Below are 26,033 nucleotides of genomic sequence, written 5' to 3'. Positions count from 1 at the left end.
CGCCTTGCCGAACGCCGGTGGAGGGACCGCCTCGTCGAACTCGACGGACCGCACGAAAAGAAAGGTGACCATGCGCGCCCTCCCTGAAGACGTACGCATCCTGATCGACCTCGAACCGGTGGTGGCCGACGCCCTGGACGACCATCTCCGGACCACCGTCGACTGGTATCCGCACCAGTACATCCCGTGGAGCCAGGGCCGTGACTACGACGGCGTCCTCGAAGGGGAGCCGTGGAACTCCTCCCAGCCGAAACTGAACGCGGCGGCGCGGGACGGCCTGATCCACAACCTGCTCAGTGAGGAGAACCTGCCCAGCTACCACCGCGTCATCGGGGAGATGCTGTCGCTGGACGGCCCCTGGGGCACCTGGGTCCATCGCTGGACCCTCGAGGAGGACCGGCACGGCACCGCGATCCGCGACTACCTGATCGTCACCCGGAACGCAGACCCGGTCGTGCTGGAGAACGACCGCGCCCAGCACATGCGGCACGGCTACGAGATCGACTACCGCGGCGACCTGATCGCCTCCCTGGTCTACGTCACCGTCCAGGAACTCGGAACGCGCGTCAGCTATCAGGGAATCCGCCGGCTGTGCGACGAACCGGTGTGTGCGGCGCTGATGCAGTGCATCGCCCAGGACGAGAACCGGCACATGCTCTTCTACCGCACCACCCTCCAGGCATGCATGGAAATGCACCCCGACCGAACCCTCCAGGCTGTGGCCAAGGTCTTGAGGACCTTCCGTCCCCCGGGCCACGGAGCACCGGGCTTCGGCCGCCTGGTCAGCTCCATGGCCAGGTCGGGCATCCTCTCTCCGGAGACCTATTACAAGGACATCGCCCTACCCTTCGTCCGCATGCTCGGCGTCATCGACGCCACCGGACTCGCTCCGACCGGCCGGCGGGCCCAGGAAGACATCGCCGCCCATATGAAAGAGGCAGCCGACCGCGCCACGAGGTACCGCGCACTCGCCGAACGACTCGACCACCTCGCGACCGCGTGACGCCTCCCGCGGGCCTGCTTCTCCTCATCGCCGCCATCGCCGCCGTGCGCCTGGTCGAACTGGGGGCCGCACGCCGGAACGCACAGTGGGCCTTCACGCGAGGCGGTGTCGAGTACGGACGGCGCCACTACCCCGCGATGGTCGTTCTCCACGTCTGTCTGCTCGTCGGCATCCTCGCGGAGGTCACCCTCGCCGACCGCGCCTTCGCTCCACTGATCGGCTGGCCCTGCCTGGTCGTCCTCTCTCTGGCACAAGCAGGCCGTGCCTGGTGCATGCGCGCGCTGGGACCCCAGTGGAACACTCGCGTCATCGTCGTGCCCACGGTTCCCTTGGTGACCACCGGCCCCTACCGCTGGATGCGGCATCCCAACTACCTCGTCGTCGTGGCCGAGGGCATCGCCCTGCCTCTCGTCCACACCGCGTGGATCACCGCGCTGGCCTTCACACTCGTCAATACGGCCTGGCTCGTGGTGCGTATCCGTACGGAAAACAGGGCGTTGTGGCCCGCGACGGGCTCGATTCTCACCGGGTAGGTGTGGCTGAGCACGGCGAGGCCGGCTCCCGCGTCGCTTGGGGACGGGGTCAGCGGGCGTGGAAGCGGGGCGGGGCCGTCGTCGGGGCCGTGCCTGTAGGGAGTTTCTCGGTGGGGCACGTGGTCAGCACCTTCTTCATGGCGTCCCGTTCGGCCCCGGTCACCCACACCCCGTACTTCTTCTTCACCGCGACCTGCCCGGCCACGTACACGCAGCGGAACCTCTTGTTCGGCGGCAGCCAGGTCGCCGTGTCGCCGTCGCTCTTGCCGCGGTTCGTGCCGGCGTCTACGGCGAGGAGGTTGAGCGGGTCGTTGGCGAAGGCGATCCGCTTGCTCGGCTCCCAGCGGAACGCGCCCTTCTGCCAGGCGTCCGAGAGCGCCACGAGATGGTCGATGTCGACCTGGCTGCGGCCCCGCCGGAACGTCACGTCCCGGCCGGTGTACGGGTCGGGCGCGAGCGTCCCGGCCACCACCCGGCAGTCGCCGCCCTGGTACCTGACGTCCTTGAGGTCGCGTTTGAGGATGTCGTCGCGGGTCGGGCAGTGGTTGGAGTCGGTGTCGGCCCAGGCGGTGCCGAACCGCTCACGGGCGTAACCGGTCTTGGGCGCACGGCCCTTGACGGTCAGCGCGTCGACCGCGGCGAGCGCGGAGCCCGCCCGCGCGCCGGGCCCCGCCGCCCCGCCCTCCGCCTTGTCCTGGTCCGCGCCCTCGCAGCCGGTGAGGAGCGCGGGCACGGCGAGGGCGGCGAGCAGGGCCGCGGTGGTACGCCGGTTCACCGGACGACCAACGTGTCGCCGAGGGCGAGCGGCGCGGGCGCCACCACGTCCGTGTGCAGGCCGATGCACATGCCGCGGGCGGTGGTGAGGGTCTTCAGGACCCGGTTGTCCTCGGGCAGGCCGGGCTGGGCCTGGGTGACCATGACGCACCGCTTCACGCGTTGCAGGCCGCGCAGCCGCAGCGGGCCGCCCTCCCGACCGCCGTCGGTTTCGGCCCCGCTGCCGATGACGATCTCGCGGCCGACCCAGTCCTCCTCGATCCACGGCTCCTCGGTCTCCACGACGACGTTCTTGCGCAGCCGCCGTACGTCGACGGGGTCGGCGTCGCCGAGCAGATCGGCCAGCGCGCGGAGCGACGCCGTGCCGACGATCGAGATCGGGGAGACGTCCTTGTGGCTCGTCTCGCCCTCCCGGACCAGTTCGACGCCCGCGCCGAAGCGCTCGGGGATCCGCGGGTCGCCGGGGCGCAGCGTGGCGCCGTCCGGTGCGGTGACGACGGGCGACGACGTGCCGTCCCCCTCGTACGTCGCGTAGTGCTCGAGCATCCCGCGCACGCGGCGGAAGCGGGCGTGGTTCTTGCCGCTGCCCAGTTTGCCGTCGGGGTGGCGCAGGGCCCACTCGCGGTCGCCGACGACGCCGCGCGGGCCGACGTCGAGCCGCTCGTGCTCCTCGCCCAGCATCGACTTCACCGGAAACCGGTACAAACCCACGACCTTGAGCGTCACGACGCTCTCCCCTCCCCTGGGCGGAATCTCCCGGCCCCACGGTAGCGCCCGCGGTCCGGCCCTTACCTCAGCGGTAATCGACCGGTCCGCCGCGCCCCGGCAGGATCGGGCACATCAGCCGCACCGAGCCCCGGGAGGGACCATGACCGCCACGCACGCCGCCGGCGCCACGCACACGGCCGGCGCCACGCACACGGCCGACGCCACCCGCGCCGTCGTCCAGGAATTCCTCGCCGCCCGCGTCGCCGGTGACACCGCCCGGATGGTGGAGATCTTCGCCGACGAGGTCGACTGGCTGCTCGCCGAGAACCCGGCCGTGCCGTGGATCCGCCCCCGCTCCACCGGCGCCGAATGCGCCGCCCAATCAGCGGAGTTGGCGGAGCACACGGTGGCCGAGGACGCCCGCGCCTCCGTCGACACCTTCCTCGTCGACGGCACGGAGGCGGTCCTGATGGGTCACCTCTCGGGCACGGTCCGTGCCACCGGCAAGACCTTCGAGGGCCCCTTCGCGCTGCACCTCACGGTGGAGAACGGCCGCATCACCCGGCACCACCTCTACGAGAACAGCCTGTCGATCGCGCAGGCGTGCACCGTGGACTGAGCCGGTTCACGGGGCCCCGGGCCCTCACTCGTAGCGGGGCAGGCCCTCCGTGGAGATGGTCCACTCGGCGATGGTGACGTCCTCGCCGTAGACGAACTCCTTGCGGGTGGCGTAGCGCGGCCCGTCGGGCGTGGAGTGGATGTCGGAGAGGACCGCCCCCGTGCCGGTGCGGGGATCGAAGATCGCGTACACCGGGATGCCGAGGAGCGGGTAGTCGCGGGTCTTGCCGACCCAGTCGTTCTCGGGGTTCGAGCGCGAGACGATCTCGATGGCGGCGATGAGGGTGCGGGGGTCGAAGGGCCCCTCGCCCTCCATGTCCGCTTCGTCGATGACGATGATGTCGGGCAGCCGCAGCACCCCCTCGGAGACGTCCTCCACGTCGGGCGCCCCGGTGTGCGCGATCCGCCCTTCGGGCATGACCGACTCCAGACGTCGCCGCAGCCGTAGGGCGGTGAGTTCGTGGGGCTTGCTCGGCGACATCATGTCGTGGACGATCCCTTGCTTCGTGATTTCGAACTTGCCGGCGATCCGGTCGTCCATCTGCTCGACGAATTCACGCATCGCCCGGTAGTGAGGGCTGCCCTGCTGTGCACCGTCCGGGGCGATGGTCATGGCGTGCGCTCCTCGTCTGTGCCCTGGGGCAAGGGTCGTCACGTTCATGCTAGGCGGCCTCCGCCGGGTCGGGCGGGCAGCCGCGGCAGTGGCCCGGCTCCGGTGCGCGGAAGGCGCGGTCGCAGGCTTCGCAGGTCTGGAGCGGGTCGGGCCGCCGTGGCCGCACCGGCAACGGTGGCGGCAGCAGCGCGGTGAGGCGGTGGGCGAGGAGGGCGGCCGGGTGCCGCAGGCCCTCGGGGAGGTGCGCGGTCAGGGTGCGGCGTACGGCGTCGGGGGCGGCCCCGCGTTCCAGCCAGGCCGCGACGGCGGGGGCCAGCCGGCGGACGTCCCGCTCGGCGAGCAGCAGCCGGGGCTCGTGGCGGTACAGGTCCGCGAGGAGCGCGACGGCGGTGCGGTGCCGGTCCAGGTCCGGGGTAGCCGGTTCGGGCAGGGGCACGTGGGCGGCCCGCCCCGGCGGCTCGGGTGCGGGCTCCTCGGATACGGGCTCCGCGAGGGCGCGCCCCGGTGCGGGTGCGGGTAAGGGCGCGGGTGTCGGCGCCGGGTCCGGGTCGGTGGCCGGGGCGGTGGCCGGGGTCGTCCGGGCGTCGGGGTGCGGGCGCGTGTCAGGGTGCGGGTGGGTGCCCGGCTGGTTGTACGAGACCGTCCGGGTCACCACCCGGCCACCGGGCAGCCGCTCCCGCGTACGGGCGAGGTAACCGTGCCGCTCCAGCTCCCGCAGGGCCCCGGCGATGCGGTGCTCGCTCTCGGGGAAACGGGCGGCGAGGAACTTGATGCCGATGCGGGCCCCGGCGGGCAGCGACTGGATGTGGACGGCGAGCCCGATCGCGAGGAGGGAGAGGCCGCGGTGCTGGGCGAGGTGATTGCCGATGACCGTGTAGCGGGCCGTGTGGCGCGAGTTGATGTGGACGACACCGGATCGGGGGGTGTCGGCGGGTACGGAGGACGGGGCGCGCGAGGGCGCGCTAGGCTGCACGAAAGCCATCGGGAAGGTCTCTCTCTTCCACTTTGGTCAGGCCCTCGGCCGGGATGCCAGTCCCACCGAGGGCCGTCACACGTCTGCGGTTGTCGCGGCGAGCATATGCCCGTGAACAGCCGTGAGTTCCAGCCCAGTTGGTGAATGTCACCCGCGCGAGTGACGAGCCGCGAACGGCTCCGGGCCGGGTTGGTGGGGAGGTGATTCCCCCAGGTCTTTCAAGCTTTTACGTCGCCGACGACCAGGTCGCGGTGAGCCGGTTCGCGGCGGGCCGGGTCGCGGACGTCCGCGACGCGGCCCCGCACCCTCACGGCCGCTCCACCGGCTCCGGATGCCGTACGAGCCACTCCTGGAACTCGCGGTGGCGGAACTGGTACGCGATGCCGGACGTACGCATCAGACCCGCCGTCACCGCCCAGTCGAGGAACCGCGCCGGGCGGAAGCGGAGCCACCGGTGTGACGCGAGGAAGGTCAGATGGCCCACCCAGTCCCGCTGCAGCGCCAGGATCCCCGTCAGGAGTAGGCCGCCCATGAGGACGTCCACGGGCTCCGCGCCGCCCGTGGTCGCCGCCCCGGTGCCCGGCACCCCCACGCACAGGACGAAGGTCCACCAGCCCGCCCGCACCGGCCCGGCAGGACCGACCGCCGTGCTGTCCAACTGGGCCGCCGCGGACCAGACCAGGAGCGCCAGGGCGAGCCAGCCGATCAGCAACAGGCTCAACGTGTTGCCGCCACCGCCGCCCACCGCGTCGGGAAGCGCCCGCCACACGGCGACCGCCAGGAGGGCCCCCACGACATACGCCGCGACGCTGTGCGCGCCCGCCCGCAGGAGCCTGCGCAGGCCGAGCCGCCAGAGCGGACTGCCCGGCGGCGGCATGGCGACCTCCGCGAGCAGCCAGGCCGTGTTCAGGCCCCGCACCTCCTCGACCAGCGAACCGGCCGCCACCGAGAGCGCGAGCACGGCCATCACCGTCACCTCGATGTCGGACCGCCACGACCGCGCGAGCACCAGGACCGCCGGCACGGCCGCCAGGACAAGGCCCGCGCAGACCACCCCGCGCACCCGGCGCGCCGGCAGCCGCTCCCCCAGGCGGTGCAGCACCAGGTCGGTCTCCGCCGCGCTGCCCGCGCCGAGGAGGACGGCAAGACGGTGCAGCCGGCGGTGGATGTCGCGGGGCCGGTAGCGGTCGGGGGCCCTGGGCGCGCTGCTCACCGACGCCTCGATGAACCGGCTCATCAGCAGATCCGCGACGTCGCCCGCGGTCGCGGCGGGCAGCAACTCCCTCGGGTCGCCGTCCCGTTCGTACACCCTGCTGGCCAGGGTCAGCCGCCACGGCGTCGACAGGGCCGCGGCCAGCACGCCCTGCGGCGCCGCCGTCAGCTCGTCGAGGACCGGCTGCCACAGGCCGGGGCGCCGGGCCGCGCCGCGCTGCCCCAGGTAGCGGAGCGTCTGCTCCGGTGAGACCGGGTCGATCTCGATGCGGGCGGCGTCGAGCATGTGGCTGCCGTCGGCCTCCAGCGCGTCGTACTGGCGGGTGCGGCAGGTCAGGACGAGCGGCGCGGGATCCGTGCCGTTCTGGTAGGTGGCGAGCGCCTCCAGGGCTCCGCGCGCCCGGGACTCCGAGGCGGCCACGTCGTCCGCGTCCATCTCGTCCAGGCCGTCGAGCACCGGCAGGACCATGCGTGCGGCCATGACCGCCCGCGCGGACCGCGGCGGCAGGCCGAAGTCCCGTTCGATGTGGCGGACGAGCCAGTCGGCCAACGGCTCGTCCGCGTCCCAGTCGGCCGGCGCGACGAGCACGGCGACCGGTTCGCCCTCGGTCCGGGCCTTGTTGAGCTCCATGACCAGCTTTCTGGCCAGGACGGTCTTGCCGGCGCCCGCCGCGCCCGTGATGACCATGCGGCGCGGCCGCAGCGCGCGGTAGTCCTCCACCACCCGCTCCAGTTGCCCGGCCGGCCCGGCGGGCAGCTCCGCCGCGCGGGCGTGGGCGTAGGGGCGGAAGGTGAACGTCACATCGATGGCCGCGAGGTCGCCGCCGAGGCTGTGCGTCCACTGCGGTTCGCCGACCGAGCGCACCTCACGGGCGAGCCTCGCGACGGCCGCCGCCTGGTCCGCGTACGCCCCCGGCCGCGCCCACAACAGCGCGACCAGCGCGACCACGAGCCCCGGCAGGCCGACGACCATGGAGACCAGGCCGCTGCGGTCGGACACCGCCAACGCCTCGTGCTCCGGGGCCAGTACGTAGACCAGTGCCCCGGCGACCAGCACCGCGCTCGCGCCCGCCCAGGCGATTCCCGTCCCGCGTCCCCCGGATGCCATGGTCGCCATGGTGCCGCAGGACGCGGGAAGCGGACCCTAGGATCCCAGGATCGACGTGAGGAACTCCCCTACCCAGCCGAGCAGTTCGCGGCCGACCAGGGGCTTGCCGCCTACCTTCGCCGTCTTCGGGCGGGGGACGAGGACCTGCTGGGCGGTCACCTTGATGACCGTGCCGGGGTAGAGCCGCTTGAGGCGGAGTTCCTGGGACTCCCGCAGGTCCACGGGGGCGAAGCGGATGTTGTTGCCCTGGAGGACGATCTCGCCGACCTCGCAGGCGCGGGCCAGCATGCGCAGGCCCGCCACCAGGAGGAGGTTCTCCACCGGCTCCGGCAACTTGCCGTAGCGGTCGGTGAGTTCCTCCCGTACCGCCTTGACGTCCTCCTCCGTGGTGGCCGACGCGATGGCGCGGTAGGCCTGCAGGCGCAGCCGCTCGCCGGGGGCGTAGTCGTGCGGGACGTGCGCGTCGACCGGCAGCTCGATCTTGACCTCCAGCGGCGGTTCCTCCTCCACGCCGCCCTCCAGGGACGCGCGGTAGTCGGCCACCGCCTCGCCGACCATGCGGACGTAGAGGTCGAAGCCGACGCCCGCGATGTGGCCGGACTGCTCGCCGCCGAGGAGGTTGCCCGCGCCGCGGATCTCCAGGTCCTTCATCGCCACGTACATGCCCGCGCCCATCTCCGTGTGCTGGGCGATCGTCGCGAGGCGCTCGTGGGCGGTCTCGGTGAGCGGCTTCTCCGGGGGGTAGAGGAAGTACGCGTACCCCCGGTCGCGGCCACGCCCCACCCGGCCGCGCAGCTGGTGCAGCTGGGAGAGGCCGAAGTTGTCGCCGCGCTCCACGATCAGCGTGTTGGCGTTGGAGATGTCGATGCCGGACTCGACGATCGTCGTCGAGACGAGCACGTCGAACTTCTTCTCCCAGAAGTCCACCACCACCTGCTCCAGGGCCTGTTCGGACATCTGGCCGTGGGCGGTGGCGATCCGCGCCTCGGGGACGATGTCGCGGAGCCTGGCGGCCGCGCGGTCGATGGACTCGACGCGGTTGTGGATGTAGAAGACCTGGCCCTCACGCAGGAGTTCGCGGCGGACGGCCGCGCCGATCTGCTTCTCCTCGTATGGCCCGACGAAGGTGAGCACCGGGTGGCGCTCCTCGGGCGGCGTGGTGATCGTCGACATCTCGCGGATGCCGGTGACGGCCATTTCGAGCGTACGGGGAATGGGGGTCGCCGACATGGTGAGCACGTCGACGTTGGCGCGGAGCTTCTTCAGCTGCTCCTTGTGCTCGACGCCGAAGCGCTGCTCCTCGTCGACGATGACCAGGCCCAGGTCCTTGAACTTCGTCTCGGAGGAGAACAGGCGGTGGGTGCCGATGACGATGTCGACCGAGCCCTCGCGCAGCCCTTCGAGGGTCGCCTTGGACTCCGTCTCCGTCTGGAAACGGCTGAGCGCCTTCACGCTGACGGGGAACTGCGAGTACCGCTCGGAGAACGTGCCGAAGTGCTGCTGCACCAGGAGCGTCGTGGGCACGAGGACCGCGACCTGCTTGCCGTCCTGGACCGCCTTGAAGGCGGCGCGGACCGCGATCTCCGTCTTGCCGTAGCCGACGTCGCCGCAGATCAGGCGGTCCATCGGGACCGTCTTCTCCATGTCCTCCTTGACCTCGGCGATGGTGGTGAGCTGGTCGGGCGTCTCCACGTACGGGAAGGCGTCCTCCAGCTCGCGCTGCCAGGGCGTGTCGGAGCCGAACGCGTGGCCGGGGGCCGCCATCCGCGCGGAGTACAGCTTGATGAGGTCCGCGGCGATCTCCTTGACCGCCTTCTTGGCCCGCGCCTTCGTCTTCGTCCAGTCGGCGCCGCCGAGCCGGTGCAGGGTGGGGGCCTCGCCGCCCACGTACTTGGTGATCTGCTCCAGCTGGTCGGTGGGGATGTAGAGCCGGTCGCCGGGCTGGCCGCGCTTGGCGGGCGCGTACTCCACGACGAGGTACTCGCGGGTGGCGCCCTGCACGGTGCGCTGCACCATCTCGATGTAGCGGCCCACGCCGTGCTGCTCGTGGACGATGTAGTCGCCGGCCTCCAGGGTCAGCGGGTCGATCGTCTTGCGGCGGCGGGCCGGCATCCGCTGGCCGTCCTTGCCGGCCGCCTTCTGGCCGGACAGGTCGGTCTCGGTGAGCACGGCGAGCTTGAGCGCCGGGTCGATGAAGCCGTAGTCGATGGAGCCGCAGGAGACGTGCACCAGCGAGGGCGTCAGCTCGCCGAGGTCGCCGTCGAGGCGGGCCGCGATGCCCTCGCCGCCGAGCACCTCGACGGTACGGGCGGCGGGGCCGTGGCCCTCGGTGACGTAGACGGTGCGCCAGCCGTCGGCGAGCCAGCCCTTGGTGTCGGCGAGCGCCTTCGCGGTGTCGCCGCGGTAGGTCTCGGGGGCGTGCATGCCCAGCTTCAGCGTGTCCTCGTCCAGCTCCTCGTCGGCGGCGAAGGGGCTCACCGACCACCACATCATGTCGAGCTCGCGGGCGTGGTCCCGGACGTCCGCGATGCCCCACAGAGACGCCGCGTCCACGTCGATCGGGGCCTCGCCGCCGCCCGCCGTCGCCGCCCAGCTGGCCTGCAGGAACTCCTGCGAGGTCGCGACCAGGTCCGCCGCGCGGGTGCGCACCCGCTCCGGGTCGCAGACCACCGCCATGGACCCCTTCGGCAGCACGTCGATGAGCAGCTCCATGTCGTCCACCAGGACCGGCGCCAGTGACTCCATGCCCTCGACCGCGATGCCCTCGGCGATCTTCCCGAGCAGCTCGCCCAGCTCCGGGTGCTCCTCGGCGAGGGCAGCGGCCTTCTCCCGTACGTCCTCGGTGAGCAGCAGCTCGCGGCAGGGCGGCGCCCACAGGCCGTGCTCGGCGACCTCCAGGGAGCGCTGGTCGGCGACCTTGAAGTAACGGATCTCCTCGATGTCGTCGCCCCAGAACTCCACGCGCAGCGGGTGTTCCTCGGTGGGCGGGAAGACGTCGAGGATGCCGCCGCGCACGGCGAACTCGCCGCGCTTCTCGACCAGCTCGACACGGGAGTACGCGGCCGCGGCGAGCGCCTCGACGACCTCGTTCAGATCGGCGCTCAGCCCGGTGCGCAGCGCCACGGGCTCCAGGTCGCCGAGCCCCTTGACCTGCGGCTGGAGCACCGAGCGGACCGGCGCCACGATCACCGAGACCGGGCCGGTCTCCGGGTCGTCGGGGCGCGGGTGGGCGAGGCGGCGCAGCACCGCGAGGCGGCGGCCGACCGTGTCCGAGCGGGGCGAGAGCCGCTCGTGCGGCAGCGTCTCCCACGAGGGGTACTCCGCGACGCCGTCCGGCGGCAGGATCGTGCGCAGCGCCGCGGCGAGGTCCTCGGCCTCCCGCCCGGTGGCCGTCACGGCGAGGACGGTGCGGCCGGACTCACGGGCCAGCGCGGCCACCGCGAAGGGCCGGGCCGCGGGCGGGCCGACCAGGTCGACGTGCATGCGGTGGCCGTCGGTCGCGGCCTGGGCCGCTTCGGCGAGTGCCGCGTCCTTGACGACGGCGTCGAGCAGACCGTGCAGGCTCATGGAGGCTTTTTCCGTCCAGATAAACCGGAGTGGTGGGCGACAACCGGCATGGGTGGGCAACGCGAACCGCCCGGCACGTCGTACGGGCCGGGGGTCTCCAGCGTACGACTCCGCGCTGATCGGCGCGGCCCGCCCCGAGCACCCCGCACAATGTCCGGAAAATACCTGTCCGAAAATTCCCGGCCCCACCGTGTAAACCGGGCAGGTGTCCGAGGCGTACTGCTTTCGAGAACCCCGCGCCGTACGACGTACACACCGCACGCGCACCGCACGCATCAGGAGACCACTTGACCGACGAGGAGTTCGAGGCGTTCTACGCGCACTCCGTGAGACCGCTGGTCGGGCAGGTGTATCTGATGACGGGCGACCTCCACGAGGCGCAGGACGTGGTCCAGGAGGCCTTCGTGCGCGGCTGGGCCCGCCGCTCCCGCCTGGAGCGGGACGCCGGGCCCGAGGCGTGGATCAGGACCGTCGCGTGGCGCCTCGCGGTGAGCCGGTGGCGGCGGCGCGGACGGTCCGCGGACGCCTGGCGGCGCCACCACGGGGAGCGGCCGGGCACCGCGCCCGAACCGGACCCCGGGGCGGTCGCGCTGGTCGCCGCGTTGCGGCGGCTGTCCGAGCGGCAGCGGCGGGTGGCGGTCCTGCACTACGTGTGCGACCTGTCCGTCCAGCAGGTCGCCGCAGAGACCGGGATCGCGGCGGGGACCGTGAAGTCCCATCTGTCCCGTGCCAGGGCGGCCCTCGCGCCGCATCTCGACGACGCGCTCACCCCGGAGGAGCACCGTGACTGAGCCCAGGACCCCGGCCGACGACAGGCTCGCCGGCGCGCTGAAGCGGGCCGCCGACACGGGTGCCCTGGCCGCGGCGCCGGCGCCCGCCGGACAGGTGAGCGCGCGCGGCGTCCGCCGCCGGCGCCGCGTCTACGCGGTGACCGCCGCGCTCGCGGTGTGCCTGGTGTCCGGCGGCGCCGCGCTCGCCTCGGTCCAGCTCGGCCGGGGCGGCGCGCCGGTCGGGCCCGCGGTGCCCCCGAGCCCCACGAGGTCGGCCTCCGTACCGGAGTCCTCGCGCACCTCGCCCTCCCCCGTGACGCGCTCCCCCCTGACACCCGCCACCGGCACGCCCCCGTCCCTGACCCCCTCCGGCCCGCCCGCCTCCTCCCGGTCGTCCACCGCCCTTGTGACGACCCCGCCGACGGCCACGCCCACGGACACGGGAGGCTGAGTCCTGGATCCCGGACCCTCCGCCCGTACCGCCCACTCTCACCAGGAAGCCACCCCATGCCCGGAGCCCACCCCGACGCCACCGCCCCGGAGCGTGCCGACGAGCTCATACCGGGGCGGGACCGGTCACCGTCCGCATCCGCGAACGGCCCGGCGCCCGCCGACACCGCCCGCACCAGGGCCGACCGGCTCTGGGACCGCGCCCCGCTGCTGCTCGCGGCCGCCCTGTTCGCCGCGTACACGATCGTGTCCGTCGGCCGCTACCGGCGGATGGAGAGCCGCTCCTGGGACCTCGGCATCTTCGAGCAGGCCGTCCGCGCCTACGCGCACCTGCAGGCGCCGGTGGCCGACCTCAAGGGGCCCGGCGCCAACATCCTCGGCGACCACTTCAGCCCCGTCACCGCCCTGCTCGCCCCCTTCTACCGGCTCTTCCCCTCGCCCCTCACGCTGCTCGTCGCGCAGGCGCTGCTCGTCGCCGTCTCCGTCGTGCCCGTCACCCGCGCCGCGACCCGGCTCCTCGGGCGCGGCTCCGGTACGGCGATCGGTGTCGCGTACGGGCTGTCGTGGGGCGTCCAGCGCGCCGTCGACTTCGACTTCCACGAGATCTGCTTCGCGCTGCCGCTGATCGCCTTCTCCCTGGAGGCGCTGCTGCACCGGCGGTGGCGGGCCGCCCTCCTGTGGGCGCTGCCGCTCGTCCTCGTCAAGGAGGACCTCGGCATGACGCTCGCGGCCATCGCGGTGGTCGTGGCGATCCGCTGCCGGCGCAGCGACCCCAAGGCCCTGCCCTACGCCCTCGGCGTCGCCGCGTTCGGCGCCGTCGCCACCCTCGTCACCCTCACCCTGGTCATCCCGGCCTTCAACTCGGTCGGCGCGTACGACTACTGGGACAAGGTCGGCGACTCCGGCGGCGCCGGCATCCTCGACGGCACCGGCACGAAGCTGCGCACCCTGCTCTGGCTGCTGCTGCCCACCACCGGGCTGCTCGCCCTGCGCTCGCCGCTGCTCCTGATCGCGCTGCCCACCCTCGGCTGGCGCTTCGTCTCCGGCGACGACCACTACTGGGGCACCGACTGGCACTACAGCGCCGTCCTGATGCCGGTCGTCCTGCTGGCCCTCGCCGACGCCGCCCACACCGCGCGCCGCAGCGGCCGGGGCTGGCTGCGCCGGTACGCCGACCGCCTGCCGGCCTGCGCCGCGGCCGCCGCGCTCGCCCTCACCACGGCGCTGCCCCTCGCGGGCGTCACCGAGGCGGCGACGTACGAGAAGAGCGGGAAGACCGCCGCCGTGGACCGGATGCTGAGGCGCATCCCCGACGGGGCCACGGTCGAGGCGAACATCGGGCCGATCAGCCGGCTGACCTCGCGCGCCCGGGTCTTCTGGGTGGGCGCGGCCCGCCCGGTCGTCCCCCGCTACGTCGCCCTGGACGTCCGGGACGGCTGGACCAAGGACCCGGTCAAGTACGCCAACTCCCTGCATCCCGGCACGCGGTACGTCCTGGAGGACACCGCCTACGGGTACGTGCTGCTGCGCAGGGACTGACCCGGCGGGGGCGCGAACGGCAGCCGGCCCCGGCAGGCGCTGTGCGCGCCCGCCGGGGCCAGGTCCCCCGCACCCCCGTGGCGGTGGCTATTCGGTGGTGGTGGCTATTGAGTGGTGGCGGCTATTCGGTGGCGATGGCGTTGAGGACGTTCATCCGGCCGGCCCGGAAGGCGGGGACCAGCGCCGCGAACAGGCCCACGAACGCCGACCCGACGAAGACCGCGATGATCGTCGGCCAGGGGATCTCCAGGACCTTCAGGCCCTCCAGGGCGAGCAGCTTCTGCGCCGTGGCGCCCCAGCCCATCCCGAGCCCGAGGCCGAGCAGCGCGCCGAAGAGGGCGATGACCACCGACTCCATGCGGATCATGCGGCGCAGCTGGCGGCGCGAGAGGCCGATCGCCCGCATCAGGCCGATCTCCCGGGTGCGCTCCACCACCGACAGGGCCAGGGTGTTCACCACACCGAGGATCGCGACGATGATCGCGAGGCCGAGCAGGCCGTAGACGATGTTCAGGAGCTGGCCGACCTGGTCCTTCAGGGTCTGCTTGAAGTCGGTCTGGTCCATCACCTTGTACTGCGGGTACTTCTCCAGGGACTTCTTCAACGAGGCGTACGCGGCGTCCTGTCGGCCCTTGTCCGCCGAGGCGAACATCATGTCGTTCTGCGGGATGCGGTCGGCGGGGACGTACTTCTCCATCGTCGTGATGTTGAGGTACATCGCCCCCTTGTCGACGGAGGTGTCGTCGGAGGTGACCGCGGCGAGCCGCAGCTTCGCCGTCCTGCCGTGGTCGAAGGCGATCTTCAGCTCGTCGCCGACCTTCAGGCCGTGCTTCTTCGCGAACGCGTCGCCGACCGACATGGCGTCGGGGCCGTAGGCGGCGGACAGCTTGCCCGCGGTGGTCTCGCGGCGCAGGTCCGTGGCGTAGGAGGGGTCGGCGGCGCTCAGGCCGATGTCGTCCACGGTCTTGCCCGCGGGGGTGGTCAGGTCCGCGTCGATCTGCTTGTAGCGGGTGATGTGCCCGATGTGGTCGGCCTTGCCGAGGGCCGCGGCGGCCTTCTCGGTGATGGAGATGCCGGGCTGGGTGGGCTGGACGATGAAGTCCGCGCCGACCGACTTGTCGAGCTCGTCGGTGGCCGAGGCGACCATCGAGGAGCCGACGACGGAGAGACAGGCGACCAGCGCGAGGCCGATCATCAGGGCCGCGCCGGTGGCGCCGGTGCGGCGCGGGTTGCGCAGCGCGTTGCGCTCGGCCATCCGTCCGACGGGGCCGAACATCCGCAGCAGCACCGCGCTGATGACGCGGACCACGCCGGAGGCGAGGACGGGACCGATGACGACGAAGCCGACGAGGGTGAGCACGACGCCGCCGCCGAGGAACAGCGAGCCCTCGCTCGCCTTGTCGGCCTGCGACGCGGTGTAGAGGGCGAGGCCGCCGGCGCCGGTGAGGACCAGGCCGAGGAGGGCGCGCAGGGCGCTGGAGCGCCCGTCGGCCGGGGTGCCGGCGTCGCGCAGCGCGGCCATCGGCGAGACCTTGCCGGCCCGGCGTGCGGGCAGGTAGGCGGCGACGACGGTGACGACGATGCCGAGGACCATGCCGATGACGGGCGTCGTCCAGGCGACGGTGAGGTCGCCGGTGGACAGTTCCATGCCCATGCCGGACATGAGCTTCATCAGGCCGACGGCGAGGCCGATGCCCGCGCCGACGCCGAGGATCGAGCCGAGGACGCCGAGCAGCAGCGCCTCGACGAGCACCGAGCGGTTGACCTGCTTGCGGCTGGAGCCGATGGCCCGCATCAGGCCGATCTCGCGGGTGCGCTGGGCGACCAGCATCGAGAAGGTGTTGATGATGAGGAAGATGCCGACGAGGAAGGCGATCCCGGCGAAGCCGAGCATCGCGTACTTCATGACGTCGAGGAAGCTGCCGACGTCCTTGCGGTTGTCGTCCGCGGCCTCCTTCTGCGTCTTGATGTCGTACGGGGCCTTGCCCAGGGTCTTCGCGACGGCGGCCTGCAGCCGGGTGTCGCTGACGCCGGCGTCGGCGCTGAGGTTGACGTGCGTGAACCGGCCGGTGGCGCCAAGGAGTTCGCGCTGGGCGGTGGCGGTGTCGAAGTAGAAGATGGCGGCGCCGGGGTTGGTCACCTTGAAGGTGGCGATGCCGGAGATCTTCGCGGTGTGGTCGCCGGCGGCGGCGACGGTGCGCAGCTCGTCGCCGATCTTGAGGTCGTGCTTGTCGGCGGTGTCGGCGTCGACCATCATCTCGGTGGGTCCGCGCGGGGCGTGGCCCGAGGTGATCTCCATCGAACGCAGGTCGTCGTGCGTCCAGTTGCCCGCGATGGTCGGGCCGCCGCTGGTCGGCCCCATGTTCTTGTTCTCGGCGTTGACGACGGTCACGCTCTGGCTGACGATCGCGCCCTCGGCGGCCCGTACACCGTCGGCCTTCCCCGCCTTCTTCACGACGGAGGCGGGCAGGGACTCGGGCTTGCCGCTGCGGGGCGGGTCGCCCGCGTCACCGGCGGGCTTGGGGCTGACGGTGACGTCGGCGGAGGTGGCCGCGAAGAGCTTGTCGAAGGTGGTGCTCATGGTGTCGGAGAAGACGAGCGTGCCGCACACGAACGCCACCGACAGGATGACGGCCACCCCGGAGAGCGCCATGCGCCCCTTGTGCGCGAAGAAGTTGCGCATCGAGGTCTTGAGGACGGTCATGACGTGCGCCCCCGGGCGTCGAAGGACTTCATGCGGTCCAGGACCTGGTCGGCCGTGGGGTGGTGCATCTCGTCGACGATCCGGCCGTCGGCGAGGTACAGGACGCGGTCCGCGTACGAGGCGGCGACCGGGTCGTGCGTGACCATCACGATGGTCTGGCCGAGGTCGGTCACCGAGCGGCGCAGGAAGCCCAACACCTCCGCGCCGGCCCGGGAGTCGAGGTTGCCGGTCGGCTCGTCGCCGAAGATGATCTCGGGCCGGGAGGCGAGCGCGCGGGCCACGGCGACGCGCTGCTGCTGGCCGCCGGAGAGCTCGGTCGGGCGGTGCTTGAGGCGCCCGGCGAGACCCACGGTCTCCACGACCTGGTCGAGCCAGGCCCGGTCGGGCTTGCGGCCCGCGATGTCCATCGGGAGCGTGATGTTCTCCAGGGCGTTCAGGGTCGGCAGCAGGTTGAACGCCTGGAAGATGAAGCCGATCCGGTCCCGGCGCAGCTTGGTGAGCTTCTTGTCCTTGAGGCCGGTGATCTCGGTCTCGTCCAGGTAGATCTGTCCGTCGCTGACGGTGTCGAGGCCCGCGAGGCAGTGCATCAGGGTGGACTTGCCGGAGCCGGAGGGGCCCATGATCGCGGTGAACTGCCCGCGGGCTATGTCCACGTCGATGTGGTCGAGCGCGACGACCCGGGTCTCCCCGGATCCGTACGCCTTGACCACCTGGCGCGCCCGTGCCGCCACGGCCGTGTGTCCTCCAGTGCCCCCGTGCCTGGGTGTTGCCACAGCCGTTGTCACGGTAAGTCTCCTATGTCGGTCATGCGAGGCGTCAGGTGTGCGTGCGCCGCGGGCTTCGATGGGTGCGGCGCCCGCACGGTCCCGTGCGGTGCGCCTTCGGGTCTCAGTCTCGGGCCCGTGAGGGGTCCGGCGCGCTGGTGCTCAGCGCACTCTTCCGGTGGGGTAAACCCCACCCCCGGTGGTGTGGTTGTCCGCGCCGGCCCCGTGCCCGGCTCGTAAAGCCAATCTAAGGACCGTCCGGGCCCGGCTCATCCTCCAGGGGGACGAACGCTCCCCGGTCCGTTGTACGGAGGTACCCCTAGGGGATCTCCACCCGCCGGTGGAGGCCGTCTCAGGGTCGGCTCCACCCTGCCCTCCACCCGGGACCGGGTGAGAAGGTGACCCGCAGCAACTGGTTGCAGGGGGAAGGGACTTCCGTGGGCACGCAGGACGCGACACCGGGCGCGACACCCGGCGGGATACCCGGGCCGGCACCCGGCACGGCGGCGGGCTCCGCACCGCGCCCGGCGCGCGGCAGGGGCCCGGTCGTCGCCGCGCTGATGCTGGCCATGGCGCTGGCCGCCGTCGACGCCACGATCGTCTCCACCGCCGTCCCGCAGATCGTGGGCGCCCTCGGCGGCTTCTCGATCTTCTCCTGGCTGTTCTCCGGCTACCTCCTCGCGGCCACCGTCACCCTGCCCGTCTACGGCAAGCTCTCCGACACCTTCGGCCGCAAACCCGTCCTCATCGTGGGCTGCGTCCTGTTCCTGCTCGGCTCCGTGCTCTGCGCGCTCGCCCGGAACATGGAGTCGCTCATCGCCTTCCGCGTCGTCCAGGGCCTCGGCGGCGGCGCCGTCCAGGGCACCGTGCAGACCCTCGCCGCCGACCTCTACCCCCTCAAGGAGCGCCCCAAGATCCAGGCCAAACTGTCGACGGTGTGGGCCACTTCGTCCGTCGCGGGCCCCGCGCTCGGCGGCTTCATCGCCTCGTACGCGGACTGGCGCTGGATCTTCCTCATCAACCTGCCCATCGGCCTGGTCGCGCTCTGGCTCATCGTGCGCCACCTCCACGAACCCGCCCGCGACGCCGTGCCGCGCCCCCGCGTCGACTGGCCCGGCGCACTCGCCGTCTTCGCCTGCGGCGGCACGCTCCTGACCGCCCTCGTGCAGGGCGGCGTCGCCTGGGACTGGCTGTCGGCGCCCTCCCTCGGCCTCTTCGCCGCCGGGCTCGCCCTGATCGCCGTCGTCGTCCTCGTCGAACGCCGGGCCGCGGACCCGATCATCCCCGGCTGGGTCTGGCGCAGGCCCGCCATCGCCGCGGTCAACCTCGCCCTCGGCGCGCTCGGCCTGCTGATGGTCGCGCCCACCGTCTTCCTGCCCACGTACGCGCAGTCCGTCCTCGGACTCGCCCCCGTCGCCGCCGGGTTCGTGCTCTCCGTGATGACCCTGAGCTGGCCGGTCTCCGCCGCGCTCAGCCAGCACGTCTACCGCAGGATCGGCTTCCGCAACACCGCCGTCACCGGCATCTCGGCGGCCGCGGCACTCCTGTTCGCCTTCCCCCTGCTGCCCTACCCCGGCACCGCCTGGCAGCCCGCCCTGCTCATGCTGCTGCTCGGCGCGGCCCTCGGACTCTTCCAACTGCCGCTGATCGTCGGCGTCCAGTCCACCGTCGGCTGGGCCGAACGCGGCACCGCCACCGCCTCCGTGCTGTTCTGCCGGCAGATCGGCCAGACGCTGGGCGCCGCCCTGTTCGGGGCGGTGGCCAACGGCGTCCTGAGCGCACGGCTGGGCGGGTCCGGCTCGCTCGACTCGGTGGCGCGCGCCCTGGACGACCCCGGCGCCGTCACCGACCCGGAACCCCTGCGCCGGGCCGTCGACGCGGCCGTGGACGCGGTGTACCTGGGGGCGGCATGCGCCGCCGTACTGGCCCTGGGCGTCCTGCTCCTCCTCGCGCCGCGGCGCTTCCCCGTACTCCAGGAGAAACCCGTACTCCCGGAGGAACAGGACAAGGCGTAACCCGCGAGCCGTAACCCGGCCCTGGTCCCCTGGTCGGCCCTGGTCCCCTAGGGGGTCTCCTCCGCCGGCGCGCGGCCCGTCAGCGTGGCGAGGCTGCTGCGTACGTGGTCCATGTGCGCCCGCACCTCGTCCCACCGCTCGCCGTGCTCACGCAGTATCCGCTCCGTCTCACGGACCAGCCGTTCCTCACGCACACCCGCCTGGGCAACCAGCTCCGCGCCCCGCGCCTCCGCGTCCTCCTGCCGGTGCCGCGCGGACTCCGCCGTCTCCGCCAGGGCCCGCTCGGCCTCGGCGAGCCGCGCCTGGGCGGCCGCCACCCGCTCCGCGTCCCGCGCGTCCGACGCCGCCTCGCGCTCCGCGGCCTCCCGCCCGGCCGCCTCCCACCGCTCGGCCTGCTCCTTCTCCTGCTCGGCGAGCAGGCCCTCGCACCGCTGCCGCATCTCCCGCAGCGCGCCGAGCGCCTCGCTCCGCCACGCCTTGACGTCCCGCCGCGCGCCGACCCGGATCTCGTCGGCCGTCGCCCGGTCCGCGAGCAGCCGCTGCCGGGTCCACTCCTCCGCCTCGGCCCCGACCTTCTCGGCGTGCGCGTGCGCGGCGTCCCGCGTCTCCCGCGCCGCGGCGTCGGCCGCCTCCGTCAGCTCCTGCGCCTCGGCCCGCGCGGCCTCCCGCACCGCGGCGGCCTCGGTCTCGGCGAGCGCCAGGATCTGCCGGGCCCGCTCGCTGAGCGAGTCGTACGTCTGGGGGGCGAGCCGCGACACCACGTCCCGCAGATGCTCGGCCTCCACCTCCATGTCCCTGGCCAGGACGGTCAGCCGGGCGGCCCGCTCCCACGCCCCGTCCCGCTCCTGGGAAAGCCCGGCGACGTACGCCTCCACCTGCGCCGGACGGTAGCCGCGCCCCCGCCCGGTGAAGAAGCCGTGCGGCGACGACGGTGCCCCGCTGCTGCTCATCCTTGGATCCCCTCTCCGACGGACCACGCGCGCACTGCACGATTGGCGCACATCTTGATGGATCAAGCGGAAGCGCTCATAACGCGACACTCCGCCCACTCCACCCGGTCAAGGATGCGTCAATTGGCGGCAGAAGTCGGAATCGCGGCGACGTGCGATGCGTCGCACGCCCCGAATGGGCGAGGCGCCCCATCCCGATCACGGGCGAGGCGCCCCACCCGGACCACGGGTGGGGCGCCTCGGCCGGACCACGGGTGGGGCGCCTCGGCCGGCACGTACGCCTGCGGGCTGTACCTGCGGGCTACAACAGCCCGTCCCACATCTGCTCCAGCAGCACCGACCACCAGCTCTCCGGCGAGGCGAGCGCCGCCGGGTCCAGCGCGGCCAGCTGGTTCTGGAAGTCGACCGTCCAGCGCCCCGCCTGCTCCTGGTTGAGCCCGAAGCGCAGCCGCCACATCCGGCCCAGCAGCGCCATGCAGCGCGCGAACTCCGGCAGCCCCGTGTTCACGAACTGCGGCGGCACGGGAGCGCCGCCGGGACCCGCCTCCACCGGCACGGCCACGATGTTCGCCGTGCCGTACTGGACGCAGAGCGCCCGGCCGAAGTCGCTGCCCATCACCAGGTACGAGCCCGCGTCGGACGCCGGCTGCACCCCGCGCTCCTGCGCCAGCTCCGCCAGCGTCGGCACCGGGCGCCCCGGCTGGGCCTGCGCCCAGAAGAACGGCCCGAAGTCGACGGGCAGCCCCGCCACGACGAGCGTGTGCGCCACGATGTCCGGCACGCCCTGCCGCGACACCGCGCGCTGGTCGAACCGGAAGAGACCGGGCCCGAACGCGGCGGCCAGCTCCTGGGCGACGCCCTCCGGCGGGATCGCCGGGGCCTGCGGCATCGGCTGCAGCGGGGCCCGCACCGGCGCGGGCCGCGCGGGGCCGTCCGCGACCTGGTGCAGCTCGCCCTGGTGGGCGAGGAGTTGCTGCATGCCCTGCTGGCGCGAGGCGTGGTCCCTGCCGTACGGGGCGATCGAGGTGATCCGCGCCTGCGGCCAGGTCTCGCGGATCATGCGGGCACAGTACGCGCCCGGCAGCTCGCAGGACTCCAGCTCCGTGTGGAGTTCGAGGACCTGCTGCGGCGGCACGTTCATGCCGCGCAGCTCGTGCAGGATCTGCCACTCCGGGTGCGGGGTGCCGGGCGCCGAGCGGCGGATCAGCTGCTGCTCGGACCCGTCGGCAGCGCGGTAGCGCAGGACGGCCTGGTAGCCGGGACCGACGGTGGGCTGCCCGACGGGCGGCTGCGGGGCGCCGTACGGCGGGGCGCCGGGGGTGCCTTGGGCGCCGGGGGCGCCGGGAGCGCCGGGTGCGGGCTGCTGCATCGCCGCGGGCGGCGGGGGCATGCCGGGTCCGCCCGGCCCACCCGGACCGCCGACCGCGGGTCCGGCCAGCATGGTCGCGGCGTGGTGGACGTCGCCGCCGGGGGGCGGGGGGGTGCCGGGGGCGGCGGGGGCGCCGGGACCGGCGGGGGTGCCGGGGGCTCCGGGCGGGCCGGGGGGCTGGGGCGCACCAGGGGCACCCGGCGCACCGGGAGCACCGGGCGGCTTCAAGCCACCGGGGCCGCCCATGCTCGGGTCGGCCAGCATCGTCGCGGCGTGATGCACACCGCCCGGAGGCGTACCGGGAGCACCGGGCGGACCGGGGGGCTGGGGCGCACCAGGGGCTCCCGGCGCGCCGGGAGCACCCGGCGGCTTCAGACCACCGGGGCCGCCCATGCTCGGGTCGGCCAGCATCGTCGCCGCATGGTGCACACCGCCCGGAGGCGTACCCGGGGCGTCCGGAGCGGGCGGGGCCGCGGGCGGCTGCCCGTCCGGGCCGAGGGAGGAGACGAGCTGCGTCGGCACGTAACCCCCGGCAGGGGCGCCGGGACCGGAAGGCGGCGGCGTCGCCCCGGGGGGCGCGCCGGGCACACCGGGCGGCCCGGGAGGCGGCGGAGTACCGCCCCCGGTCGCACGAGGCCCACGGGGCGGACCCTGCGCCTTACTGGTGGCGGCATCAGCGATGTCCCCGGCACCGGAGTGCGGAGGCATCGGCGAACTGGCGGGCGGCTGCGGGGAGTTCGGGGGCGGACCGGCAGGCGCGCCGGGCCCCTGCGGGTAGCCGTACGCGTTCGGGCTCCCGGCACCCGGAGGCGGCGTCGAACCGGCAGGCGCGCCAGGACCCTGCGGATAGCCGTACGCATTCGGATCCCCGGCACCCGCAGGCGCCGGCATCGGCGAACCGGCAGGCGGCTGCGGAGAGTTGACGGGAGCACCGGACCCCTGCGGGAAGCCGCCACCCGGAGGCGGCGTCGAACCGGCAGGCGCACCAGGACCCTGCGGATAGCCGTACGCATTCGGATCCCCGGCACCCGGAGGTGGCGTCGACCCAGCAGGCGCGCCAGGACCCTGCGGGTAGCCGTACGCATTCGGATCCCCGACACCAGCAGGCGGCGGCATCGGCGAACCGGCAGGCGGCTGCGGAGAGTTGGCGGGAGTGCCGGGCCCCTGCGGGAAGCCGCCCCCCGGAGGTGGCGTCGACCCAGCGGGCGCACCAGGACCCTGCGGGTAGCCGTACGCATTCGAGCCCCCGGCACCCGCAGGCGGCGTCGACCCGACAGGCGCGCCGGGACCCTGCGGGTAACTGGCCCCCGCAGGCGGCGGCAGCGGTGAACCCGTGGGCGACTGGGGCGCGTTGGCCGGCGGACCAGCGGGCACACCCGGCGCCGCGGGACCGGACTGCCCGCTCGCCGAAGGCATCCCCGCACCCGGCGTCGCCGGGCCGGGCTGCCCGCCCGCCGAAGGCACCCCCGTTCCCGGCGCCGAGTCGTCCAGTGCCGGTGCGAGCGCCGTGCGGGGAAGCTGGCTGCCCCCGTGCATCAGCGCCGTCTTGGCGTCCGGCGCCGCACCCGGCGGCGGGGTGTCGTTCTCGTCCAGGCCGGTCAGCGGCGGCGCGAACACCGTCGCGGGCAGCGGCACCGAGTGGTCCTCGCCCCCGTCGGCGTTGGTGTCCGTACCCGCCCACGGCGTCGCCCCGGCGGGCGCACCCGGCGACGTCGACGGCACGCTGTCGTCCCGGTCGGGCTCGTCGGACCCACCGGCCGCCGGCCACGGCGTACCGCCACCGGGAGCGGCGGAGGCCCCCGGCGCCTGCGAAGCCGAACCCTGAGCCGGACCCGACGCGGCGGCCGCACCCGGCGCCTGCGAAGCCGAAGCCGGAACCGAAGCCGGAGCCGAAGCCGGATCCGACGCACCGTCGGCCGCATCCCCCGCATCAGACCCCGCGCCGGACCCCGACTCGGACCCCGACCCGGACGTCCCCGACTCCGCCCGCCGATCCGGAATGCCCAGCTTGTCCGCCGCCTCCTGGAGCCACTCCGGAGGAGTCAGCAGGAACGACGTCTGATTGAGGTCGACCCGCTCCGGCGGGGCCGGCACCGCGTCCTCCGGCGCCGCGTCCGGCACCCCGTACTCCTCCTCGTACCGGCGGATCACCTCACCCACCGGCAGCCCCGGCCACAGCGTCGCCTCACCGCTGTCCCGGGCGATGACCAGGCGCTGCGCGCCGCCGTCGGACACCGGACCGTTCTCCCGGTCCTCCGCCCACACCACGAAGCCCAGGTCGAACTCCCGGACCCGCACCTCACGGTGCTGATAGCCGGGCACATCGCCGTTGACCCACTCCTCGGCGCGGTCCTGCGCCTGCGCGAACGTCACCATCGCCACATCACTCCCCACCCGAGGACACGGGGACGGCGTGCGCGAAGCCGCCGTCCACCATCAGGTTCGCCACCGTCTCCAGCTCCGGCGGATTGCCCGCCAGCCGGGACAGGAACGCGTCGAAGTCGTCACCGCACGGCAGCAGCAGCCGCCGCACCCGCTCCGCCGGCGGCCACGCGTCCTGGTCGCGCACGTCGTCGTACGCGCAGAACCAGACCGAACCGACCCGGTCGCCCTTGACCTTCACCGCCAGCAGACCGCCCTGCACGAAACCGACGCCCAGGTAGTCCTTGGTGAGGTGATCGCGCAGACACTTGTTGACGTACACCAGATCGTTCACCGCGGCCTCGTCCCGCACCGTGAAGAACGGCTGGTCCACCAGCAGGCCCAACTCCGCGTCCAGCGCGGCACCGACCGGCGCACAGCCGCCCGCCGCCTTCAGGAAGGAGCGGTAGGCACCCGGCAGCCGGTAGCCCAGATCCTCCTCCACCCCCTGCACCTGCTGCTCCGTCACCGCGACCGTCGCCCTCGGCAGACCGAAGTGCGCCGGACGCGTCTCCTGCAGCGGACGCGTCCCCCGCTTGTCCTGGTCCACCGGCGTCGTCGCGATCCCGCCGTGATGCCGCAGCAGCGCCTTCACCTCGACCGGAACCAGCTCCAGACGACGGCCGCCCGGCACGTGGTGCCACGTCCAGCCGTGCGGCGTCGCCACCGCCGGGATCGTGTCCCACAGGTCGTGACCCGCCGCCGCCGACGCCGCGTTCGCCGACACGTAGTCCGTCAACCGCAGTTCGTCCACGCCGAAACCCTCCGGCGGCTCCGCGATCTCGGCCGCCGCACGCGCATAGGCGGAGAAGTCCGGATAACCGTGCTCATCCACCCGTACGCCTCTGGGATGGCGCGCGGCACGGACCGGATCCGGGAAGTGCACGACCTGCCCGGCGTACGCCGCGTTCGGCGGCGCGGACTGCTGCCCCAGCCGACCTGTCGTCATGGCGGTTGCCCCCTGCGGCACTGTGGAAGGTTCTGGTTCTGTCGTGTGCACCGAGCCGCGGAACCGGCCCACTCCTGCGCATCTGGTTCCACATCTCGTACTGCGATGCCGACACAGCCTATGCGCAAGGACGACACCGGTCACCGGGCCTCCGGTTCCATGACCACCAGCCACCGGACCGTCACCCTGCGACGAAACCGACGGAAAGCCAGGCGTGTCGCAGTGCCCCAGCTTCCGCACCACCCGCCCCATTTGGCAGGCTGTACCTCCGCGACGCGGGGGCGTGGCACACGCGGTGACGACCGCGAGCAGGGGGAGGGAAGAGCACCAATGCACACAGCACACAGCGGCCTGCCCGGCCACGCACCGTCCACCACGGCGGCCGCCACGGCACCCGGCACGCCCGACGACACCCGGGCCACGGCCCACGGCCCGGCCACCATCCCCACCCCGAACACCGGGGACCCACGCGTCGGCTGGAGCGCCACCGCCGCCCACGCGCCCATCCTCCGCCAACGCCGCGACGGCATCCTGCCCACCGTCGCCGCCGCCCTCTCCGTACGCGGCCAGACCACCCTCACCTGCACCGCGGGCCGCGGCGAGGAACCCCCCACGCTCCACCCGCTCGTCCAGGACTTCCTCGACACCCTCACCAGCGGCCAGCGCGAACGCTTCACCGGCCGCTGCGCCGAGGCCATCCTTATCTCCCGGCACCTCACGGCCGCCGACGCCGGCCGCTCCAAGCGCGCCGCCCGCAGACCCATGACCAACGGCGAGGCCCGCAAAGCGCTCAAACACGCCAAACTCACCACCCGCCGCATCCGCGAGGACGGCGACCCCCTGCACGGCGGCTTCGCCCAGCCCTGCCGCTCCTGCACCGCCCTCACGGCCCACTTCGGCGTCCGCGTCGTCGACCCCACGACCACCGAAGCCTGACCGGCCACCGGCTGCCGGCCGCCGGATCCCGCAGCCACCGCGGACCCCCACGACCGT

At 73.3% G+C, this 26,033-nt stretch carries 19 protein-coding genes; 8 read left to right on the top strand and 11 right to left on the bottom strand.

All coding sequences use genetic code 11. From position 1 onward, the window contains the following. Positions 1-70: 70 nt before the first annotated feature. Entirely contained in the window at positions 71-1,003 is a 933-nt protein-coding gene (locus ACFYO9_RS23185) for an acyl-ACP desaturase (RefSeq protein ID WP_355807372.1), read from the top strand. Then, positions 1,000-1,536 carry an isoprenylcysteine carboxylmethyltransferase family protein gene (locus ACFYO9_RS23180; RefSeq protein ID WP_355807374.1) on the top strand — a complete coding sequence of 179 codons (537 nt, stop codon included), beginning with the start codon at positions 1,000-1,002 and terminating at the stop codon, positions 1,534-1,536. Before ACFYO9_RS23185 ends, ACFYO9_RS23180 begins: the two co-directional genes overlap by 4 nt. Positions 1,537-1,585: 49 nt before the next feature. On the opposite strand, the gene ACFYO9_RS23175 is transcribed toward ACFYO9_RS23180, so the two are convergent. Both ACFYO9_RS23175 and ACFYO9_RS23170 read right to left on the bottom strand, forming a co-directional pair. Beyond that, complete coding sequence (locus tag ACFYO9_RS23175; RefSeq protein ID WP_355807376.1) at positions 1,586-2,311, bottom strand: HNH endonuclease family protein; 726 nt, start codon at positions 2,309-2,311, stop codon at positions 1,586-1,588. Further along, positions 2,308-3,036, bottom strand: a complete 729-nt coding sequence (locus ACFYO9_RS23170) for an MOSC domain-containing protein (RefSeq protein ID WP_355807378.1) — start codon at positions 3,034-3,036, stop codon at positions 2,308-2,310. Before ACFYO9_RS23170 ends, ACFYO9_RS23175 begins: the two co-directional genes overlap by 4 nt. 142 nt (positions 3,037-3,178) lie before the next feature. Here ACFYO9_RS23170 and ACFYO9_RS23165 point away from each other — a divergent pair, with 142 nt between their 5' ends. Beyond that, the gene (locus ACFYO9_RS23165; RefSeq protein ID WP_358776281.1) at positions 3,179-3,637 is read left to right on the top strand and encodes a nuclear transport factor 2 family protein; all 459 of its coding nucleotides are present in this window, start codon (positions 3,179-3,181) and stop codon (positions 3,635-3,637) included. Positions 3,638-3,661: 24 nt separating this feature from the next. Here ACFYO9_RS23165 and ACFYO9_RS23160 read toward each other — a convergent pair whose 3' ends face one another. The 4 genes from ACFYO9_RS23160 to mfd all read right to left on the bottom strand — a co-directional run bounded on the left by ACFYO9_RS23160 (position 3,662) and on the right by mfd (position 11,109). Continuing rightward, entirely contained in the window at positions 3,662-4,249 is a 588-nt protein-coding gene (locus tag ACFYO9_RS23160) for a Uma2 family endonuclease (protein WP_355807380.1), read from the bottom strand. A 49-nt stretch (positions 4,250-4,298) separates the two neighbouring features. After that, positions 4,299-5,231, bottom strand: coding sequence for a helix-turn-helix domain-containing protein (locus ACFYO9_RS23155; RefSeq protein WP_355807381.1), 933 nt, complete (start codon positions 5,229-5,231; stop codon positions 4,299-4,301). A gap of 298 nt (positions 5,232-5,529) precedes the next feature. Next, the gene (locus tag ACFYO9_RS23150; RefSeq protein WP_358776283.1) at positions 5,530-7,542 is read right to left on the bottom strand and encodes an NACHT domain-containing protein; all 2,013 of its coding nucleotides are present in this window, start codon (positions 7,540-7,542) and stop codon (positions 5,530-5,532) included. Positions 7,543-7,578: 36 nt separating this feature from the next. Further along, positions 7,579-11,109, bottom strand: coding sequence for a transcription-repair coupling factor (gene mfd / locus ACFYO9_RS23145; protein WP_358776285.1), 3,531 nt, complete (start codon positions 11,107-11,109; stop codon positions 7,579-7,581). A 287-nt stretch (positions 11,110-11,396) separates the two neighbouring features. On the opposite strand from mfd, the gene ACFYO9_RS23140 reads away from it, so the two are divergent. The 3 genes from ACFYO9_RS23140 to ACFYO9_RS23130 are packed head-to-tail and all read left to right on the top strand — an operon-like array spanning position 11,397 to position 13,868. Next, complete coding sequence (locus ACFYO9_RS23140; protein ID WP_358776287.1) at positions 11,397-11,900, top strand: SigE family RNA polymerase sigma factor; 504 nt, start codon at positions 11,397-11,399, stop codon at positions 11,898-11,900. Next, entirely contained in the window at positions 11,893-12,330 is a 438-nt protein-coding gene (locus tag ACFYO9_RS23135) for a hypothetical protein (RefSeq protein WP_358776289.1), read from the top strand. The genes ACFYO9_RS23140 and ACFYO9_RS23135 overlap by 8 nt, the downstream gene beginning before the upstream one ends. Positions 12,331-12,386: 56 nt before the next feature. Further along, on the top strand, positions 12,387-13,868 hold the full coding sequence (locus ACFYO9_RS23130) for a DUF2079 domain-containing protein (protein ID WP_355807390.1): 1,482 nt from the start codon (positions 12,387-12,389) through the stop codon (positions 13,866-13,868). Between the two features lie 121 nt (positions 13,869-13,989). Here the strand turns inward: ACFYO9_RS23130 and ACFYO9_RS23125 are convergent, their stop codons facing one another. Both ACFYO9_RS23125 and ACFYO9_RS23120 read right to left on the bottom strand, forming a co-directional pair. Continuing rightward, entirely contained in the window at positions 13,990-16,572 is a 2,583-nt protein-coding gene (locus tag ACFYO9_RS23125) for an FtsX-like permease family protein (RefSeq protein ID WP_358776291.1), read from the bottom strand. Beyond that, the gene (locus ACFYO9_RS23120) at positions 16,569-17,357 is read right to left on the bottom strand and encodes an ABC transporter ATP-binding protein (RefSeq protein WP_355807394.1); all 789 of its coding nucleotides are present in this window, start codon (positions 17,355-17,357) and stop codon (positions 16,569-16,571) included. The genes ACFYO9_RS23125 and ACFYO9_RS23120 overlap by 4 nt, the downstream gene beginning before the upstream one ends. Positions 17,358-17,815: 458 nt before the next feature. Here ACFYO9_RS23120 and ACFYO9_RS23115 point away from each other — a divergent pair, with 458 nt between their 5' ends. Then, positions 17,816-19,351, top strand: a complete 1,536-nt coding sequence (locus ACFYO9_RS23115) for an MFS transporter (protein ID WP_358776331.1) — start codon at positions 17,816-17,818, stop codon at positions 19,349-19,351. A 47-nt stretch (positions 19,352-19,398) separates the two neighbouring features. On the opposite strand, the gene ACFYO9_RS23110 is transcribed toward ACFYO9_RS23115, so the two are convergent. From ACFYO9_RS23110 to ACFYO9_RS23100, 3 genes are all read right to left on the bottom strand, one after another. Then, positions 19,399-20,301, bottom strand: coding sequence for a cellulose-binding protein (locus ACFYO9_RS23110; RefSeq protein WP_355807396.1), 903 nt, complete (start codon positions 20,299-20,301; stop codon positions 19,399-19,401). A gap of 301 nt (positions 20,302-20,602) precedes the next feature. After that, positions 20,603-23,206 carry an SUKH-4 family immunity protein gene (locus ACFYO9_RS23105; RefSeq protein ID WP_388666534.1) on the bottom strand — a complete coding sequence of 868 codons (2,604 nt, stop codon included), beginning with the start codon at positions 23,204-23,206 and terminating at the stop codon, positions 20,603-20,605. Between the two features lie 847 nt (positions 23,207-24,053). Continuing rightward, positions 24,054-25,040: an SMI1/KNR4 family protein gene (locus tag ACFYO9_RS23100; protein WP_355807400.1), complete on the bottom strand. Its 987-nt coding sequence runs from the start codon at positions 25,038-25,040 to the stop codon at positions 24,054-24,056. A 441-nt stretch (positions 25,041-25,481) separates the two neighbouring features. Here ACFYO9_RS23100 and ACFYO9_RS23095 point away from each other — a divergent pair, with 441 nt between their 5' ends. Continuing rightward, positions 25,482-25,976, top strand: a complete 495-nt coding sequence (locus tag ACFYO9_RS23095) for a YwqJ-related putative deaminase (protein WP_388666531.1) — start codon at positions 25,482-25,484, stop codon at positions 25,974-25,976. Positions 25,977-26,033 lie beyond the last annotated feature (57 nt).

The organism is Streptomyces sp. NPDC005863 (assembly GCF_042871345.1).
Lineage (GTDB): Bacteria > Actinomycetota > Actinomycetes > Streptomycetales > Streptomycetaceae > Streptomyces.
Note: the sequence above shows the minus strand (reverse complement) of the source record. Positions and strands in the feature narration are given on the sequence as shown.

What these genes read in the sequence shown, in the direction of transcription:
- ACFYO9_RS23150 (WP_358776283.1), bottom strand. Translation starts at nt 7,542, where the DNA reads ATGGCATCCGGGGGACGCGGGACGGGAATCGCCTGGGCGGGCGCGAGC.
- ACFYO9_RS23130 (WP_355807390.1), top strand. Translation starts at nt 12,387, where the DNA reads ATGCCCGGAGCCCACCCCGACGCCACCGCCCCGGAGCGTGCCGACGAG.
- ACFYO9_RS23110 (WP_355807396.1), bottom strand. Translation starts at nt 20,301, where the DNA reads ATGAGCAGCAGCGGGGCACCGTCGTCGCCGCACGGCTTCTTCACCGGG.
- ACFYO9_RS23155 (WP_355807381.1), bottom strand. Translation starts at nt 5,231, where the DNA reads ATGGCTTTCGTGCAGCCTAGCGCGCCCTCGCGCGCCCCGTCCTCCGTA.
- ACFYO9_RS23185 (WP_355807372.1), top strand. Translation starts at nt 71, where the DNA reads ATGCGCGCCCTCCCTGAAGACGTACGCATCCTGATCGACCTCGAACCG.
- ACFYO9_RS23165 (WP_358776281.1), top strand. Translation starts at nt 3,179, where the DNA reads ATGACCGCCACGCACGCCGCCGGCGCCACGCACACGGCCGGCGCCACG.
- ACFYO9_RS23100 (WP_355807400.1), bottom strand. Translation starts at nt 25,040, where the DNA reads ATGACGACAGGTCGGCTGGGGCAGCAGTCCGCGCCGCCGAACGCGGCG.
- ACFYO9_RS23125 (WP_358776291.1), bottom strand. Translation starts at nt 16,572, where the DNA reads ATGACCGTCCTCAAGACCTCGATGCGCAACTTCTTCGCGCACAAGGGG.
- ACFYO9_RS23105 (WP_388666534.1), bottom strand. Translation starts at nt 23,206, where the DNA reads ATGCACGGGGGCAGCCAGCTTCCCCGCACGGCGCTCGCACCGGCACTG.
- mfd (WP_358776285.1), bottom strand. Translation starts at nt 11,109, where the DNA reads ATGAGCCTGCACGGTCTGCTCGACGCCGTCGTCAAGGACGCGGCACTC.
- ACFYO9_RS23160 (WP_355807380.1), bottom strand. Translation starts at nt 4,249, where the DNA reads ATGACCATCGCCCCGGACGGTGCACAGCAGGGCAGCCCTCACTACCGG.